The 15,714-nt window shown below is 51.0% G+C and carries 14 protein-coding genes and 4 pseudogenes; 10 read left to right on the top strand and 8 right to left on the bottom strand.

Annotated elements, in window-relative coordinates; all coding sequences use genetic code 11:
- The 3 genes and pseudogenes from ACY430_RS06040 to ACY430_RS06050 all read right to left on the bottom strand — a co-directional run.
- Positions 1-154: pseudogene (locus tag ACY430_RS06040) on the bottom strand (phosphomannomutase); the annotation flags it as partial.
- A gap of 47 nt (positions 155-201) precedes the next feature.
- On the bottom strand, positions 202-555 hold the full coding sequence (locus ACY430_RS06045; protein WP_462138009.1) for a hypothetical protein: 354 nt from the start codon (positions 553-555) through the stop codon (positions 202-204).
- A complete protein-coding gene (locus tag ACY430_RS06050) occupies positions 459-1,376 on the bottom strand; it encodes a phosphohexomutase domain-containing protein (protein WP_462137996.1) in 918 nt (305 codons plus the stop codon). Before ACY430_RS06050 ends, ACY430_RS06045 begins: the two co-directional genes overlap by 97 nt.
- A 65-nt stretch (positions 1,377-1,441) precedes the next feature.
- Between ACY430_RS06050 and trpE the strand changes: the two are divergent.
- Positions 1,442-2,914 (top strand): annotated as a pseudogene (gene trpE, locus ACY430_RS06055) (anthranilate synthase component I).
- A gap of 26 nt (positions 2,915-2,940) precedes the next feature.
- Here trpE and ACY430_RS06060 read toward each other — a convergent pair.
- Both ACY430_RS06060 and ACY430_RS06065 read right to left on the bottom strand, forming a co-directional pair.
- Positions 2,941-3,213 (bottom strand): hypothetical protein, encoded by a 273-nt coding sequence (locus ACY430_RS06060; protein WP_462137997.1) that lies wholly within the window; start codon positions 3,211-3,213, stop codon positions 2,941-2,943.
- A 37-nt stretch (positions 3,214-3,250) separates the two neighbouring features.
- Positions 3,251-3,373 carry a hypothetical protein gene (locus tag ACY430_RS06065; RefSeq protein WP_462137998.1) on the bottom strand — a complete coding sequence of 41 codons (123 nt, stop codon included), beginning with the start codon at positions 3,371-3,373 and terminating at the stop codon, positions 3,251-3,253.
- A gap of 675 nt (positions 3,374-4,048) precedes the next feature.
- On the opposite strand from ACY430_RS06065, the pseudogene ACY430_RS06070 reads away from it, so the two are divergent.
- From ACY430_RS06070 to ACY430_RS06080, 3 genes and pseudogenes are all read left to right on the top strand, one after another.
- Positions 4,049-4,627 (top strand): annotated as a pseudogene (locus tag ACY430_RS06070) (anthranilate synthase component II).
- A gap of 3 nt (positions 4,628-4,630) precedes the next feature.
- Positions 4,631-6,355, top strand: coding sequence for an AMP-binding protein (locus ACY430_RS06075; RefSeq protein ID WP_462137999.1), 1,725 nt, complete (start codon positions 4,631-4,633; stop codon positions 6,353-6,355).
- A gap of 65 nt (positions 6,356-6,420) precedes the next feature.
- On the top strand, positions 6,421-6,957 hold the full coding sequence (locus ACY430_RS06080; RefSeq protein WP_462138000.1) for a hypothetical protein: 537 nt from the start codon (positions 6,421-6,423) through the stop codon (positions 6,955-6,957).
- A gap of 16 nt (positions 6,958-6,973) precedes the next feature.
- Here the strand turns inward: ACY430_RS06080 and ACY430_RS06085 are convergent, their stop codons facing one another.
- The gene (locus ACY430_RS06085; protein ID WP_462138001.1) at positions 6,974-7,915 is read right to left on the bottom strand and encodes a calcium/sodium antiporter; all 942 of its coding nucleotides are present in this window, start codon (positions 7,913-7,915) and stop codon (positions 6,974-6,976) included.
- Positions 7,916-8,111: 196 nt separating this feature from the next.
- Here ACY430_RS06085 and ACY430_RS06090 point away from each other — a divergent pair, with 196 nt between their 5' ends.
- The 5 genes from ACY430_RS06090 (at position 8,112) to ACY430_RS06110 (ending at position 12,893) form a co-directional block, all read left to right on the top strand.
- The gene (locus ACY430_RS06090) at positions 8,112-9,842 is read left to right on the top strand and encodes an AMP-binding protein (protein WP_462138002.1); all 1,731 of its coding nucleotides are present in this window, start codon (positions 8,112-8,114) and stop codon (positions 9,840-9,842) included.
- A 31-nt stretch (positions 9,843-9,873) separates the two neighbouring features.
- A complete protein-coding gene (locus tag ACY430_RS06095) occupies positions 9,874-10,329 on the top strand; it encodes a nucleoside deaminase (protein ID WP_462138003.1) in 456 nt (151 codons plus the stop codon).
- Between the two features lie 14 nt (positions 10,330-10,343).
- Positions 10,344-11,486 (top strand): acyl-CoA dehydrogenase family protein, encoded by a 1,143-nt coding sequence (locus ACY430_RS06100; protein WP_462138004.1) that lies wholly within the window; start codon positions 10,344-10,346, stop codon positions 11,484-11,486.
- Between the two features lie 103 nt (positions 11,487-11,589).
- Positions 11,590-12,123 carry an AmiS/UreI family transporter gene (locus tag ACY430_RS06105; RefSeq protein ID WP_462138005.1) on the top strand — a complete coding sequence of 178 codons (534 nt, stop codon included), beginning with the start codon at positions 11,590-11,592 and terminating at the stop codon, positions 12,121-12,123.
- A 143-nt stretch (positions 12,124-12,266) separates the two neighbouring features.
- On the top strand, positions 12,267-12,893 hold the full coding sequence (locus ACY430_RS06110) for a NuoI/complex I 23 kDa subunit family protein (RefSeq protein ID WP_462138006.1): 627 nt from the start codon (positions 12,267-12,269) through the stop codon (positions 12,891-12,893).
- Here ACY430_RS06110 and ACY430_RS06115 read toward each other — a convergent pair.
- Together ACY430_RS06115 and erpA are read right to left on the bottom strand one after the other, a co-directional pair.
- Entirely contained in the window at positions 12,839-14,767 is a 1,929-nt protein-coding gene (locus ACY430_RS06115; RefSeq protein WP_462138007.1) for a carboxyl transferase domain-containing protein, read from the bottom strand. The two genes, ACY430_RS06110 and ACY430_RS06115, sit on opposite strands and share 55 nt — an antisense overlap.
- Positions 14,745-15,068: an iron-sulfur cluster insertion protein ErpA gene (erpA, locus tag ACY430_RS06120; RefSeq protein ID WP_462138008.1), complete on the bottom strand. Its 324-nt coding sequence runs from the start codon at positions 15,066-15,068 to the stop codon at positions 14,745-14,747. The genes ACY430_RS06115 and erpA overlap by 23 nt, the downstream gene beginning before the upstream one ends.
- Before the next feature lie 105 nt (positions 15,069-15,173).
- Here erpA and ACY430_RS06125 point away from each other — a divergent pair.
- Positions 15,174-15,714: pseudogene (locus ACY430_RS06125) on the top strand (hypothetical protein); the annotation flags it as partial.

Below are 15,714 nucleotides of genomic sequence, written 5' to 3' on the forward strand. Positions count from 1 at the left end.
TGGCTCCGGAAGTTTTCACGGCTCCGGCGATGATTGTTTCAAGTCCCTCCCTTATCTCACCGAGCCGTTTTTCGCTTTCCGCTTCAAACCGCAACACAAGCGCGGGCTGTGTGTTTGAGGCGCGCACAAGCCCCCAGCCGTCTTCAAACTCCACCCTCGCGCCGTCAATGTCTATGATTTTTGCTTCGGGGAATTTTTCCGCTATCGCGCTTTCGCATTTTGCACCGCAGTGAATTTTATGTCGTCCGGGCAGTCAAGCCGGATCTCCGGCGTTGAGAAAAGTTCCGGCACGCCGTCAAGCAGCCCGGAAACCTCTTCGCCGGTTTTTGAAACGATTTCCAGAAGCCGCAAGCCCGCATAAAGCGCGTCGTCATATCCGCCAAACCGTTCGCCGCCAAAAAACAGGTGTCCGCTCATCTCTCCGCCGAAGTCAGCTTTTTCCTCGGCGAGTTTTCTTTTCATAACGGAGTGTCCGGTTTTCCACATAATCGTTTTCGCGCCGGCTTTCTCGCTGAGTTCAAAAAGCAGTTTTGAGCACTTGACATCGCCGATGATTTTCGCGCCGGCTTTTGAGCAGGCGATATCAAGGGCGAAAATAAGCGCAAGCATGTCGCCGCGCACAACGGCTCCGTTTTCGTCCACAATGGCGAGCCTGTCGGCGTCTCCGTCAAAAGCCATTCCAAGCAGGGTTTTTCGCTCCGCACTTTCTTGATCAGGTCGGCAAGGTTTTCTTCAAGCGAAGGGTCGGGATGGTGGTTTGGGAAATTTCCGTCCGGCTCGGTGAAAAGCCCGTCCGCTTTGAGCCCCAGTTTTTCGAACACCATAGGTGCGGCGATTCCGCCCGCCCCGTTTCCGCAGTCATAAGCGAAACTCATTCCGCTTTCCACCTTAACGCCGCCGCAGAGAAAATCAGCGTAGTTTTCCGTAATATCGGTTTTTGTGATTTTTCCGCGCGCGCGTTTGCTTTTTGCTTCGGGAGCGCGAGCGAGCGATTTGATTTCATCGCCGAACATCGCCTGTTTGCCCATGCACAGCTTGAGCCCGTTGTATTCGGGCGGGTTATGGCTCGCGGTTACAATCACTCCGCCGTCCGGCGTGAGATTGAATACGGAAAAATAGAGCATCGGCGTTGAAACAAGACCGATGTCCGTAACATTCACGCCACGCCCCGTTATGCCGCTTGTAAGCGCGGCGGCAAATTCCTCTGAACTCAGACGGCAGTCCCGCCCGACCGAAACCGTTTTTGCTCCGAAATCTTTTGCTTTTTCCCCGTATGCCGCTCCGATGGCGAAAACGCGCTCTTCATCCATACCGGCGCCGACCACACCCCTGATGTCGTATTCGCGGAAAATGTTTTCGGAGTTTTTTGTGCTCACAAATTTTGCCTCGCAGGATGCGCTGCAGTTGACTTTATTCTACCACTTTTTACCATTAGCCCATTGTGATTACTCCCTCTTTCACAGAATTCAGAAAAAAACTGAAATCCGGAAACGTTATTCCCGTCTGGGATGAAGTTCCCGCAAGCGGCAATACTCCCGTTTCGGCTTTTGCCAAAATTGACGAGGGCGGACATTCATTCCTTTTTGAAAGCGTTGAAGGGGGAGACAAGTGGGCGAGATACAGTTTTCTCGGCTCCGGCGCGGACTGCGTTTTCAGGGCCAGGGGCGACAAAATTGAGATAGAGGAAAACGGCACGGTCTCGCGGGAAACCGGCGACCCGTTTGGGCGTTTGAGGGCTTTGCTCGGGCGATACAAGTTTGTTGAAGACTCCGCGTTGCAGCGTTTTGCCGGCGGCGCAGTGGGATATATGGGTTACGATGCGGTGTCGCTTTGTTGAAAAGTTGCCGCGAAACAGCCCGGATGTGCTCGGCGTCTGGGATTTTTATTTTATGATAGCGCCCGCCGTTCTCATCTTTGACAATGTAAAAAATGATGTGAAAACGGTTGTCTGCGCCTACTGCCCCGAAGAAGCGGACGCGCGCGCGGTTTACGATTCCGCCGTGCGTGAAATAGAGCGGTTGAAAAATGCGATTTCATCTCCCGCCGTCAAGCCGCCGGAGTTTACCGCTCCGCGTTCCGGGGGCGGTCTTGTGTCCAATTTTGAGAGGGACGATTTTGAAAACTCGGTAAACAGGGTGAAGGAATACATAAAAGACGGCGACATAATTCAAGCCGTGATTTCGCAGAGGTGGAGCGCCGATTTGGATGTGGAACCGTTCAGTCTTTACAAGGCGTTGCGGGTTCTCAATCCGTCTCCGTATATGTTTTTTCTCAAAATGCCCGACCAGACGCTTGTCGGCTCATCTCCCGAAGTGATGGCGCGCGTGGAGGACGGAGTGGTTGAAAGCCGTCCGATTGCGGGCACAAGGCCGAGGGGCGCGGATGAAAAGGAAGATCTCGCGCTTGAAAAAGAGCTGCTTTCCGATGAGAAAGAAAGGGCGGAGCACATAATGCTTGTTGATTTGGCGCGAAACGATTTGGGGAGAATAGCGAAAGCCCGGAACCGTGCGTGTGGACTCTTTTATGAATGTTGAGCGGTATTCGCATGTGATGCACATAGTTTCAAACATCAAAGGTGAAATGACCGAAGGAACCGATGTTATTGATGTTGTGAAAGCGACTTTTCCGTGCGGAACGCTGTCGGGCGCGCCCAAGGTGCGGGCGATGGAAATAATAGAGGAGATAGAGACCGGATATGCGCGGTCCCTACGGAGGGGCGGTGGGGTATATGAGTTTTTCAGGTGATATGGACACCTGCATAACCATCAGAACTTTTCTCATAAAAGACGGTAAAATCCACGTTCAGGCGGGCGCGGGAATTGTGGCGGATTCAGACCCCGCGCGCGAATACGAGGAAACCGTCAACAAAGCCAAAGGGCTTTTGAAAGCGCTTGAAAAGGCGCGGGAAAAGTAGGAAATAAGAAAAAGTAAACGCGAATATCAGAGTCCTTCTTTGTGTAAAAACACCCCTTTGTCGATGATTGAGAAGATGTTTTTATAGAATTCCGCATCTGTTATTTGTTCAACCTTTGAGACACCGCCTTTGGTATCATAGATTTTAACTTGAGAAATTACTCTTACTTTTGATTTTGTTCCAAAACCTCTGATATTGACGGAAATTTCATGCACGCTGTTTTTGTCCCATACGGCATCGTTACCCCCGCCAACTCCTTTTCCAAGCGCTCCAAAAAACTTGTTCCATCCTGATTCCACATCAATTTCTTTGGTGCCGTGGATAATGCCCAGCTTATCATTGGCATTTTTTGATTATGTAACCCTCATCTTGAAGAAAACCGAGAGACGCTTCCATAACAATTTCTTTGGGGGCTTCATATTCTTTGGTCTGCATTTGCCGTATTTGCAATTGCGTCATTTTGGGCGGCCCCCCTGTCGCTACAATACAACCGCTGATAAGCGGGATAAGAGAAAAAGTGAAAATTAAAGCAAGATGTTTTTTCATATCAATATTTCTCCAAAGATTAAAATTTGCTTGAATGGTAAGAAAAAGAACTCACCCTCTTTTGGTCATCAAACTTGATAATAACTGTCAAGGTTTTCTGTGTGGACGAAGAAGCGCCCGCACTTTTGTCGCTTCCCCACAACAAGAGAGAAAGAACAAGACCGGACCCCGCTACTGCTTTCAGAGTAAGAAGCCTCGCTTGCTATTTTGTCGTATATCCAGGTCTCAGAACCTCCCGAGTCACGGGTTACTATGTTCGGGGAACCAAGAGATTGGGCAACATCGGCCTGGTTCATTCCTTCTTTAATGTCTTTTTGGACAATTCCCACAGTCATTTCCCGTTCTTGCGAACTTCCAAGACTGCGTGAGTGCTGCGCCGCCGTCATTCCACAACCAACGGTCAGCAATGCCAAGAAAAGAATACTTACACTTTTCATTTTTCCTCCATCTCGCGCGCTTTTGCACGAAAACACGCAGTTCACGGCAAGGCGCCGAGCCTTGATTGCGGTATTATATTAGGGTGGGTTTGAGATTTCAAACACGCGCGAGATACGGGGGAGCGCACACCTTCGTGTATAATTTCCGCCGATGATATTAATGATAGACAACTACGATTCGTTCACTTACAACCTTGTTCATTATTTTGAGGAACTTGGAAAAGAGGTTTCCACCCACCGCAATGACGAAATATCGCCGGACGGGATTGAAAAACTTTCCCCCGAAATGATTGTGATTTCGCCGGGCCCGTGTTCACCCGAAAAATCGGGCGTTTCGGTTGAAATTGTTAAAAAATTTGCCGGAAAAACGCCGATTCTCGGCGTCTGCCTCGGTCATCAGGCAATCGCACACGCTTTCGGGGCGGATATTGTCCGTGCGGACGCGGCTTCTGCACGGAAAGACCTCCGAAATTCACCACACCGGCGCGGGGGTTTTTAAGGATCTGCCGACCCCGTTCAACGCCACGCGGTATCACTCGCTGATTGTCGCGCCCGGCACTTTGCCCGAAGATTTTGAGGTTACGGCGTGGACTGATACCGATGAGATTATGGGAATAAAACACAAGCATTTTTCGGGCTCCGGGCGGCTTGAAGGGGTGTTCAGTTTCATCCCGAATCAATCCTGACCGAACACGGCAAAGAGCTTTTGAAAAACTTTATAGAGGGGTAAAAAATGAAACTTCTTTTCAGACCGCGTGATGAAGAATATGTCGGACGCGGCAATTTGCCGCACGGCACTTTTGACGACACGGGAAAATGGGTTCCCATTTTCCGCTATCTGGAGGAAGGGGCGCGGAAGTTTCCCGATAAACCGCTTTTTACCGTGGGCGATACTGACGGCAAAGCGGTTTCAGAATACACATACGCTTCGGCGAACGGCGCCGTGAACACAATCTCCAACGCCCTTGTTGTTGTGGGCGTCAAAAAAGGCGAAACGGTCGGGATTTATATGCTCAACCGCGCCGAGTTTGTGCTTTCAATCCTCGCCATACACAAATCCGGGGCGGTTCAGGTTCCCATCAACAAGGACGAAAAAGGCGAGCGGCTCGCCTACATTCTCAACTACTCCGGGCAGCGCGTTCTTATGACCGATGAGGAGAGCCTGCCGTTGCTCGGCGGGATTGAGGGCGGACTTGAAAATCTGGAGTATGTTTTTGTTGCGGGCGGCGGAAAAGAGAAGCTTCCCGAAAAACTCGGGCGGGCGAAGGTTTTACCATTTTCATTTTTTGACGATTTTTCGCCTGAAAATCCCGATATTGATGTTTCCGTTTCTGACGCCGAAAGGTGTATGTTCACCTCCGGCACAACGGGAATGCCCAAGGGTGTTTCCAGAAATCACAGCGGTGTTGTGCTGACCGTGCGCGCCTACCTTGAACATCAGGGAATCCGCAGCGAAGACGCGCTTATGACCGTGCTGTCTCTTGCTCACGCAAACGCGCAGGTGATGTGTCTTTTCGCCTCCATAGCGGCGGGAGCGCGTTGCATCATATTTCCCCGTTTTTCCGCTTCCGGCTTCTGGAAATGGGCGGCGGCTTGCGGGGCTACCGTTACCAACATGCTGGGCTCGGTTCCCGAATATTTATGGGCTTCGGCTCTGTCCGAACACGACAAAAAACACTCGGTCAGAACCGTTCTTGCCGGTCCCGCGCCGAAAAACCGCACGGAGTTTGAGAAGCGGTTCCGTGTGCGGGTTGTTGAGGGCTACGGCTCAACCGAGATGGGAATGGTGCTTTGGCAGTATGCGGAGGATTTCCGCCCCGGTTCTTCGGGATTCGTTACTCAAGGCTACCATGTGGAGATAAGAGACCCCGAAGACACGGACAGGGTTATTCAGGACGAGTGGGACACGGCGGAGCATTGCTCTGCGCCGCCGCAATGCGTGGGGCTGCTTTTCATACGCCCGCTCATACCGGACACAACGCTCAACGAGTATTTCAAAGACCCCGAAAGGACACGGCAGGCGTTTGATGGCGAAGGTTTTTTCAATTCGGACGACCTTTTCGCCAGAGGGGTGGACGGCAGATACTATTTTCAGGGCAGATATAGCAGAATCAGGGTTTCGGGCGAAAACGTTGACCCCAACGCCGTGGCGAACACCGCCCTCAAACATGAGGCGGTGAGTCAGGCAATCGCGCTCGGAGTGCGTCTGCCCGACATTTCCGATGACGAAATCAAACTGAACATCGTTTTGAACACGGGTGCGGATTTTGATGAGGTTGCGTTCTGCAAGTGGATGGCGGAGCGCGAGCCGGTCTCCATGGTTCCGAGGTTTATTCAGATATACGGGCAGTTTCCGCTCACTTCAACCCAGAAAATCAATCTGGGCTCTCTGAAACTGCTTGAAGGCGACACGTGGGACAGAAACAAGTCTGGATTGAGTATGAAGACGAGAAAATAATTTTTACTTTCAATTTCTTTGTGCTATATTTGACCTTAATCAGCATTTTTTGGAGGAGTGTTTCAATGAGAAGAGTTCTTTTTTCGTTTTTCGTCCTTGTCGTTTTGTCCATGTCTCAGAGCGTACAAGCCACCCAGCCTGCCGATAACGCGGAAGCGAGCGGAATAAAAACCTGTGCCAAAAAGATTCGGGAAAACACCGCTATTTTTCTGGAGGGTCAGCCCCACGTAAGCCACGATTTTGTGGCTCCCGGCGGCAAGAGAAACGTTGACAAACGGCCTTTCTTTTCAATGGCTTTCAGAGACTACAGCGATGTGGGTCTTGCTCACTTGAGCATTGTTGCCACAAGGTCTGATATGAGCAGAAAAAACACCAAGTGCGACGTTCAAATCAATGAGACCTTCGCTTCGGAAAGAAAAAGTTGCGAAGTATGGTCGCTTGATCTTTCAAAGCAGAAGTTTGAGGCGTTGCCTCTCGCTCCGGAAATAACCCTAATGGAAAACAAAGGCGGAGACGGGGTGTTCTCTTTCTACTATCTGACGAGCATCAACAACGGAAACGGTTGTCTGGTCAGCAGAAGAGTAATGTCCTACGACAAGTAGTTTTCGCGTCCGTTTTTCAGAAAATCCGGTAAAGGAAAAAACCGTAGAGGAGGAGCAGGGAAACTCCCGCTCCCCTTCCGATTGACGTGTCTTTTTTCATGAACGGCACGGCAAGCGCGCTTATCGCAATGGCGAAAGGCAGTTGAAAGCCCGTTATGTCCGGGCTGATGGGAAGCGGCAGGATTGACGCGGTCAGTCCCAGAATGACTATGTTGAACAGATTGCTGCCGACCAGATTGCCAACCGCAATTGAGTGTTCGCGCCGTGCGATAGCCGCGAGAGACGCGGCGAGTTCCGGCAAAGAGGTGCCTACCGCGACCGCGCTCGCGCCAATTGTAACTTCCGGCACTCCGGCTCTGAAACCGATTCCGCTCGCACCCTTAACAACCAGATCGCTTCCAATCGCAAGCGCGGCAAGCCCGGCAGCGGTGATGAACAGAATAAACCCGGTTTCGCGGCTCTGAGATTTTTCGGGCACGGGAGCGCCGCCGGTTTTCCCCGCCCGCCTCACATACAGATATACGACAAGAGGCACAAGAAGCGCGAACACCGCGCCGCCCTCCCCTCTGCCGAAAGTGCCGTCTCTGAAGAGGAAAATCAGAATAACCAGAAAAACAAACGCCGAGATTGTTTCCGCCCTGAGCCCTTGATGAATCCGGATTGGAGAAAGAGCCGCGATTATTCCCATTATAAGGCCGATGTTTGAAATGTTGCTGCCGATGATGTTTCCGGTTGCTATGTCCGCCGAGCCCTTGAACGCGGCGATGAGGCATATCAGAAGTTCAGGCAGAGAGGTGCCGATTGCTATGACGGTCAGCCCGGACACGACCGGGCTTATGCCCAGTTTTCGTGAGAAAAGCGAAGCGCCTTCAACCGCCGCATTCGCACCGACCCACACGCCCGCAATGCCCGCGATGAGCAGCACCACTTCAAAAATCAATGAGTCCGTGAAGAACATCTTCTAACAGGTATGGAAAGTGTGAACCTTCCGGTTCGGGAGTATAAACGGGGTTTTTCAAATGGGAAGAACGGCGCGGCGCACATTTTGTTGAAATTGATTTTCAAATTGTATATTTTTCCCGCCGTGGCTTGGAGATTCAGACGCCTGTTTCTCTACAACATCTGACAAAAAAACTACAGGAGGATTTGCGGCTATGCGACTTTTATTCAAACCACGCGACAAACAGTATGTTGGCGGCGGCGATTTGCCTTTTGGCACCTTTGACGACACAACACAGTGGCAACCCGTTACGAAAAATCTTGAGAATGGAGCCAAAGAGTTTCCCGACAAGGATATGTTCAAAGTCGGCGACAGAGACGGCAACGTCGTTAAAAGTTTCACATACAAAGAGACCAACGAGCTTGCGAACAAAGTCTCCAACGGGCTCATCAAAGATTTCAAAATCAAAAAAGGCGACAAGGTCGGCATGTATATGCTTAATTGCGCCGAATATGTTCTTTCCATCATCGCCACGCACAAAGCGGGCGCCGTTCAGGTTCCCATAAACAAGGACGAAAAAGGCGAGCGTCTTTCGTATGTCATCAACTACTCTGAAATGAAAGTGCTCGTGGCAGACGGTGGAAGCATTCCGTTTCTTGAGGAAATCGCCGACGGTCTTGAAAATCTTGAAGCGATTTTTGTCGTTTCCGAAGGGGACGACAAACTTCCCTCAAAGATAGGAAAAGCAAAGGTTCACCCGTTTTCCGTTTTTGACGGCGCGGCCACCAAAGACCCCGGAGTCAAGGTTTCCGTGGAAGACATGGAAAGGTGCATGTTCACCTCCGGCACAACCGGAATGCCCAAAGGTGTCGCCAGAGACCACGGCGGGGTTGTTATGACGGTTCGCTCATACATACAGCAGCAGGGAATCCGCAATGATGATGTTCTCATGAGCATTCTTTCGCTTGGTCATGCCAACGCGCAGGTTATGTGTCTGTTCAGCGCGATGGGAGCGGGCGCGACTGCGGTGTTTTTCCCGCGTTTTTCGGCTTCCAATTTCTGGAAATGGGCGGCGGGCTGCGGCGCGACTTCGGTCAACATGCTGGGCGCAGTCGCCGAATATCTCTGGTCCGCCCCGCAAAGTGAATGGGATGCCAAGCACAAAGTAAGAATAATGCTCGGCTCCCCGGCTCCACGCGATCTTGACCAGTTCCAGCAGAGATTCAACGTCAGGGTCATAGACGGCTACGGCTCAACCGAGATGGGAATGGTTCTCTGGAAAGACCCCGAAGACCACCGCCCCGGTTCTTCCGGTTTTCCGATGGAGGGATACCACGTTGAACTCAGAAACCCGGACACCCCGGACGAATCGGTCAAATACTTCTGGGACCCGTCTGACGACATCACTCCGCCGGACGAGGCGAAGGGGTTGCTTTTCATTAAGCCGCTTGTAACCCACACCACTTTGAACGAATACTTCAAAGACGAGAGGCGCACAATAGAGGCGTTTGATGACGAAGGTTTTTTCAATTCGGACGACCTTTTTGCCAGAGGCATTGACGGCAGATACTACTTCGCCGGCAGATATAGCAGAATCAGGGTTTCAGGCGAGAATGTTGACCCGATTGCCGTAGCGGACGAAGCGATGCAGTATGCGGCAATACAGGAGGCGATTGCGGTCGGCCTGCGGCTTCCCAATGTTTCCGATGATGAGATTAAACTATGCCTGACTTTGAAAAAGGACGAGACCTTTGACCCGGTTGATTTTTGTAAATGGATGGCGGAAAGGGTTATGGTCGCAATGGTTCCGAGATTTATAGAGGTCTATGAAGAAGGTTTCCCGGTAACCGCGACCCAGAAGGTCAAGGTTGCCGAAATAAAAGAGGTAACCGACAAGACCTGGGATAGAAATGAAGCGGGGCTCAAGTTCAGCGCGAGAAAGTAATTCCCGCGGAACTTTCACGGACAGGGGTTTTATGCGGCTCGCGCTCCGTGAGGCGGAGTCCGCCGCGGGCAGAGGTGAAGTGCCCGTGGGAGCTGTTTTAGTGGACGCGGAGGGCGGTGTTGTTGCTTCGGCGGGTAATGAAAGGGAGTTGCTTGCCGACCCCACGGCGCACGCCGAACTGCTTGCCATCAGGCGCGCGGCGGAGAAAACCGGAGGCTGGAGGCTGGAGGGTTGCGTTCTGTATGTTACGCTTGAGCCGTGTATAATGTGCATGGGCGCCGTCGTTAATTCACGCATTGATACGGTGGTTTTCGGTGCGTATGACCCGCTTGGCGGCGCGCTTGAAAGTAACTACGGAATCGGAACGGACGGCGTGGCAAATCATACGGTCGGATACAGGGGAGGGGTTCTGGAAGAACAGTGTTCGGAGACGTTACGGCGGTTTTTTCACGACTTGAGGGAGAGCCATTCCGGCCGCACACTGTAAAAAAGGAGTTGAACATGGCGCTTGATTTTGAGCTCAGCGATGAACAGAAACTTTTTCAGGAAACTCTGGCGGATTTCTGCACAAATGAGATAGAGCCGCTGGTTGAAGAGCACGAAAAAGAGGAGAAGTTTCCCGAACAGATATTCCCGATGCTCGGCGAGATGGGATTTCTGGGGATTATGTATCCCGAGGAATACGGCGGGGTTGCCATGGACAAGATAACCGACTGCGTTTTTGCCGAAGAGATGGGGAAAGTCTGGTCTGCGGCGGCGATGGCTGTGAACGCGCACATCGGGCTCGCCTGCTTTCCGGTTTACAAGTTCGGAACTGAAGATCAGAAACAGAAATATCTGGTTCCGGGGCTGAAGGGCGAAAAAATAGGCGCGCTGGGGCTCACCGAGCCCGGAGCCGGTTCGGACGCGCGGAGCATCAGGTCTCAGGCGGTCAAAGAGGGCGGCAAATACATCCTCAACGGCGCTAAAACGTGGATAACAAACGGTAGCATGGCGGATTTTTCCATTGTCGCCGCCTATACGGATAAAACAAAAAAAGGAGAGGGGATAAGCATATTTATCGTAGAAAAGGACTTTCCGGGCTTCAGTGTCAGCAACAAAATACACAAACTCGGGCACCGGGCCGCCGACACGGCGGAGCTTATTTTTGAAAACTGCGAAATTCCCGAAGAAAACCTTCTCGTGGGAGAGGGCGGTTTCGGCTCTGCAATGGAAACCCTGCTCGGCGCGCGCATAACCCACGCAGCAAAGTCTGTGGGTCTTGCGCAGGCGGCTTTTGAATACGCCCTGCAATATTCCAAAGAGAGGGAAACATTTGGCAAGCCCATATCCAAGCATCAGGAAATCAGCTCCAAACTCGCCACAATGGCGGTCAAGATAGAGGCGGCGCGCAATTTGGTATATAAAGCCGCGTGGCTTTACAGCAATGAAAAACCCGTGCTCAAAGAGGCGTCAATGGCGAAACTGTATTCTGCGGAAGTGGTCCAGTGGGTTTCAAGCGAAGCCATTCAGGTGCTTGGCGGATACGGATACAGCGTGGAATACAAAGCCGAGCGCTTCTTCCGTGACGCGCGCCTGTCGTCCATCACCGAAGGCACTTCTGAGATTCAGCGTCTTGTAATAGCTCGCGAACTCGGTTGCTGACCGGATTTGTTTCCGAGCATCCGCTCTCAAAAATTAAACTATTGACTTAAACTCGCTTTTTCTGTTAGAAAAGCACATAGCTTACTTAAGGAGGTAAGGAGAAATGGTAGTTGAAGGACTGTTAGGTTACGTTCTCCTGTTAGTGGGGTTTGTTTTCTTTGCAAACGGAATGACCCTGCTTGGGAAGACAGGTGCGAAAGAAGTTGGGGTTCTTAACCTCGGCGTTGGCGTTCTGATAGCGATAGCAGCTTGGAAGTTGCACGCTGTAGGCGTGACTGCGGCTACGGCCCTGGTTTCGGTTTTCGCTCTTATATACCTGTTGGTATATGCGGTTTTCGTTCACGGGCATGATGCCAAGGGACTTGGCTGGTATTGTCTGTTTGCGACCATAACTTTCGTGTGGTACGGCATTAAAGTGTTCCCCGCGAGCATGGACCCCGCAGGAGTCGGAATGTTTGGCGTCTTTTGTTTTGCTTGGGCTTTGCTTACTCTGCTTTGCTTCTTCGCCTTTGCTCAAGGCAAAAACATCGGAACCACAGTAGGGTATCTCTTCATTCTTGAAGCGTTCCTGACCCTGTTGATTCCGGGAATGATGCTTCTTTCCGGAACTTGGAAACCGCTTTCGGGTGGCGTCTAAGTAGACTGAAAAAAAGAAAGTTTCTCCCGTTAGGGAAAACTACATAAAAAAGAGGAAGATTCGTTTCGTGCGAGTCTTCTTCTTTTTTTTATATTAAACCCGCCTGTTTCAGGGGCGTATGTGATATAGTCTGCGTTTGAGTAATGGCGATAAAAGTAAAAGTTGTCCGGCAGCCGGATCTCAGTTTTTTTGAGCGTCTGCAGTTTCCGCAAATCTTCACCGGGCTTTTTATAACCTTGAGAAGCATTTTTCGCCCAAAAATAACGGTTAGTTATCCCGATGAAATAAAGAAGCTTCCGCCGAACTACCGCGGACTTCATGAAATGCCCGCAGATGATGACGGCGAAATCCGGTGCGTTGCCTGCAAACTGTGTGAAGTGGCTTGTCCCACACAGGCGATTTCAATAGTCAGCGAACCCGCAGACGACTACGGCATTGAGCGCAGACCGTCCGTTTACAACATAGATTTTATGCGTTGCGTTTTCTGCGGTTTCTGTGTTGAAGCATGCCCGTGCGACGCTTTAAGAATGGGAATGGAGTATGAACTCGCCTCTTACAACAGAGCGGGGCTTGTTCACACAAAAGAGGTCTTTTTCAAGCCGCACCTGAAAAGCGATGCCCCAAGAGACAACGCGAACTTTCTTTACCAGTGCATGAAGGGAAACATCATTGACGCCCCCGGCGAGGTTGAGAAGGTGAAAACTCTGGACGGTTCCTACCGCTCGGCGGACGACTCTGCGGGCAATGACAACTCTTCAATGGCCGGATAATCGGTTTTGTTTCTCAAACTGAGCGCACCCGCGAGAAGCGGTTTGAGTTGCGCTCTTTGCACCGAGGCGTGTATTCCGCCGTTTTTCAAGTAAAAATCCGGAGTCATGGTTTCGGGGTTCACGCCTCTGCCTCCGCTGGTCAATTTCACAACCCTGTCTCCGGCGAAAGCTATTATGGATTTTTGTTCGGCGATTATAAAGTCTCCCTGAACCGCATAACTGGCAAGTGCGCCGCCTGTTGTCGGGTGGGCGAGAACTGATATGTATGAAAGCCCGGACTCTTTGAGTTTCAGAATTGCGGAGATGGTTTTCGCCATTTGGTAAAGCGCGACCGTTCCCTCTTGCATTCTTGCGCCGCCGCTTGTTGTTATGGAGACAAGGTCGAGGTTGTTCTGTATGCAGTAGTCAACAATCACGCGCATTTTTTCGCCGAAAACCGCGCTCATTGAGCCGCCCATGAAGCGGAAATCACAAATCGCAACCCCGACCGGACGGCCGAATATCGCGCCGAAGCCCACAACAAGCGAATCTTTTGAATTAGTTTTTTCCGCCATTTTTTTTCTCGTTTTTGAGTAGTCCGCTATTTTGAAGTCGTGAGATATGTCTTCAATGGTCAAATCCGGGCTTATTTCGCGGAAGGTTTCCTCATCAAACAGGAATTTGATGTAATCGTCCGAGCCGAGAGATTCCGGCTTGTTGCAGTAAGGGCACGAAAACAGGTTTTCCTCAACCTCTTCCCGGGCGTAGCGGTTGTGGCATCCGGCGCGGACTATATTTCCTTCCGCATCCTTTTCGTCGTTGCAGAAAAATGGCTCCGCCCCGTAAATGGCAAGCTGAATAGCCGAAACTTCCGGGGTTTTCGGAGAGGAGAGCCGTGAGGGTAGCAGCGACTTGATTTTTCTGGTGATGACGCTGTAAAAACCGGATTTTTTCTCCATGCGTCCGCACATGTTTATGTTGTCTCTGAGGCTGTTTTTCAGTTCTTCAACGTCTTTTTTCTCCATATCCTTAATCGCTTTTGCGAGCCGGTCTTCAATATTTTTCACCACCTCGCCGGTATAGTTCTTGCCGCCGACTTTGGGCTCCTTGATTATGTCGTCAATAATTTTGTATTTCAGCATGTGCTCCGCAGTGGGCTGAAGAACCTCAAGGGCTTCCGCGACCTTATCCGGGCTTCTGAACAGAATCGCCGAACACCCTTCGGGCGTGATAACGGAAAACTCCGCTCTTGAGAGCATAAGCCTGCAATGGGCAAGTTGAAGAGCGATTGCCCCGCCGCTTCCGCCGAGCCCGATGATTGTTGAAACCGAGCGGGTTGCCAACGAAAGCATCTTCGCCTGACATTCCGAAATGAGCCATGACTGCAATTTTTCCGCCGAATACTCGTAAGGGTCTCCGCCGACCGTGTCTATGAAGGTGTTGAGGACAATTCCGTTTTTCTCTGCGTATTCCATCATATTGATTGAAATCGCGTATCCGTCCGCCTTGACCATTCCGTAGTTCATCGCCGTGCGCTCTTTCTCGTTTGAAGGCGTCTGCTGGGCGATGATTGCGACCTTTTTACCGTTCTTTTTGAGGGTTCCCACTCCGGCGATAATTGTAGGGTCGTCTTCTATTTCCACCTTTCTTCCGGTGGGTGATTTAACGTGCTTTGAAATTCCCTCCAGTTCATTCCAGGGGGTAAAGTCTGAATAGATAAGGTCTATGAGAGTGCGGGCCTTAATTCTATTCTGCGACTTGGCTTCCTCATGCGCTTGAACCGCTTTGGACGGATTTGAAACTCCCTTTGCCTTCTCACTTACAATCTTGAGGCGGGCTTCGGAATTGTCGGGGACTTTTTTTGTTTTGCTGTCAGACGTTGAAGGATTGGCCACAACCACACGACCCCTTTGAATTTGGATTGCTTATTGAAAATCCGGTTCCGTTCAACCCCCCCTGATATTCAAGGCTGGAGCCTTCAAGGTATTGGAAACTGATGCCGTCAATGACCACTTTCACGCCCTGCTTCTCAAACACCTTGTCGGAGTTTCCAAGTTCGTCATCAAACCCCATTTCGTAGGAAAATCCCGAGCATCCGCCCGGCACAACCCGCACTCTGAGAAAACCTTCAGGCATACTTTCCGCTGAAAGCAGTTTTTTAATCTCCGTAGCAGCATGTTCCGTTACCCCAAACATAGCAATTCAAACCTCCCGTCTGTTTTGCACAGACATGGAAATTATACATCAGGGCGTGCCTTAAGACAATCGCCAAAACTCCGGACGCACAGTATATTTGCTGAAATGAAAAGTGAAAAAGCGTTTTTGATAATTGATTCAAGCGAGAACAATCCCGACCTCCTTTACGCGACCGGGGGGTTTTTCGTTCCCGACCCGGTTGTTTTCATCAGGCACAAAAACCGCAGTTTTCTGGTTTTGAGCGATTTGGAACTTGCGCGCGGCAGAAAGGATGCGGCGGTTTCCACCGTGTTGCCGTTTTCCTCTTACGCGACGCAACTCAGAGAGACAAAGAAACGCTCACTTGCCGATGTTGCCGCTCTTGTCCTACGGGAACAAGGGATTTCGCGCGTGGAGGTCCAGAAAACCTTCCCTCTGGCATTTGCCGAATCTCTCAAAAAAAACCGCATAAAGGTTTCGTGTTGCGAGGGGGACATGTTGTTTGAGGAAAGAATGAGAAAAACCCCGCGCGAAGTTTCACTTATTCGCTCCGCGCTCAAAGACACCGCTTCGGCGATGAAAACCGCGATTGATATGATTTCCGGCTCCAAAACCGGCAAAAATGGAGTTCTTTTTTTACACGGCAAGCCGCTCACTTCGGAGCGCA

It is taken from the genome of Candidatus Mycalebacterium sp., from assembly GCF_977828045.1.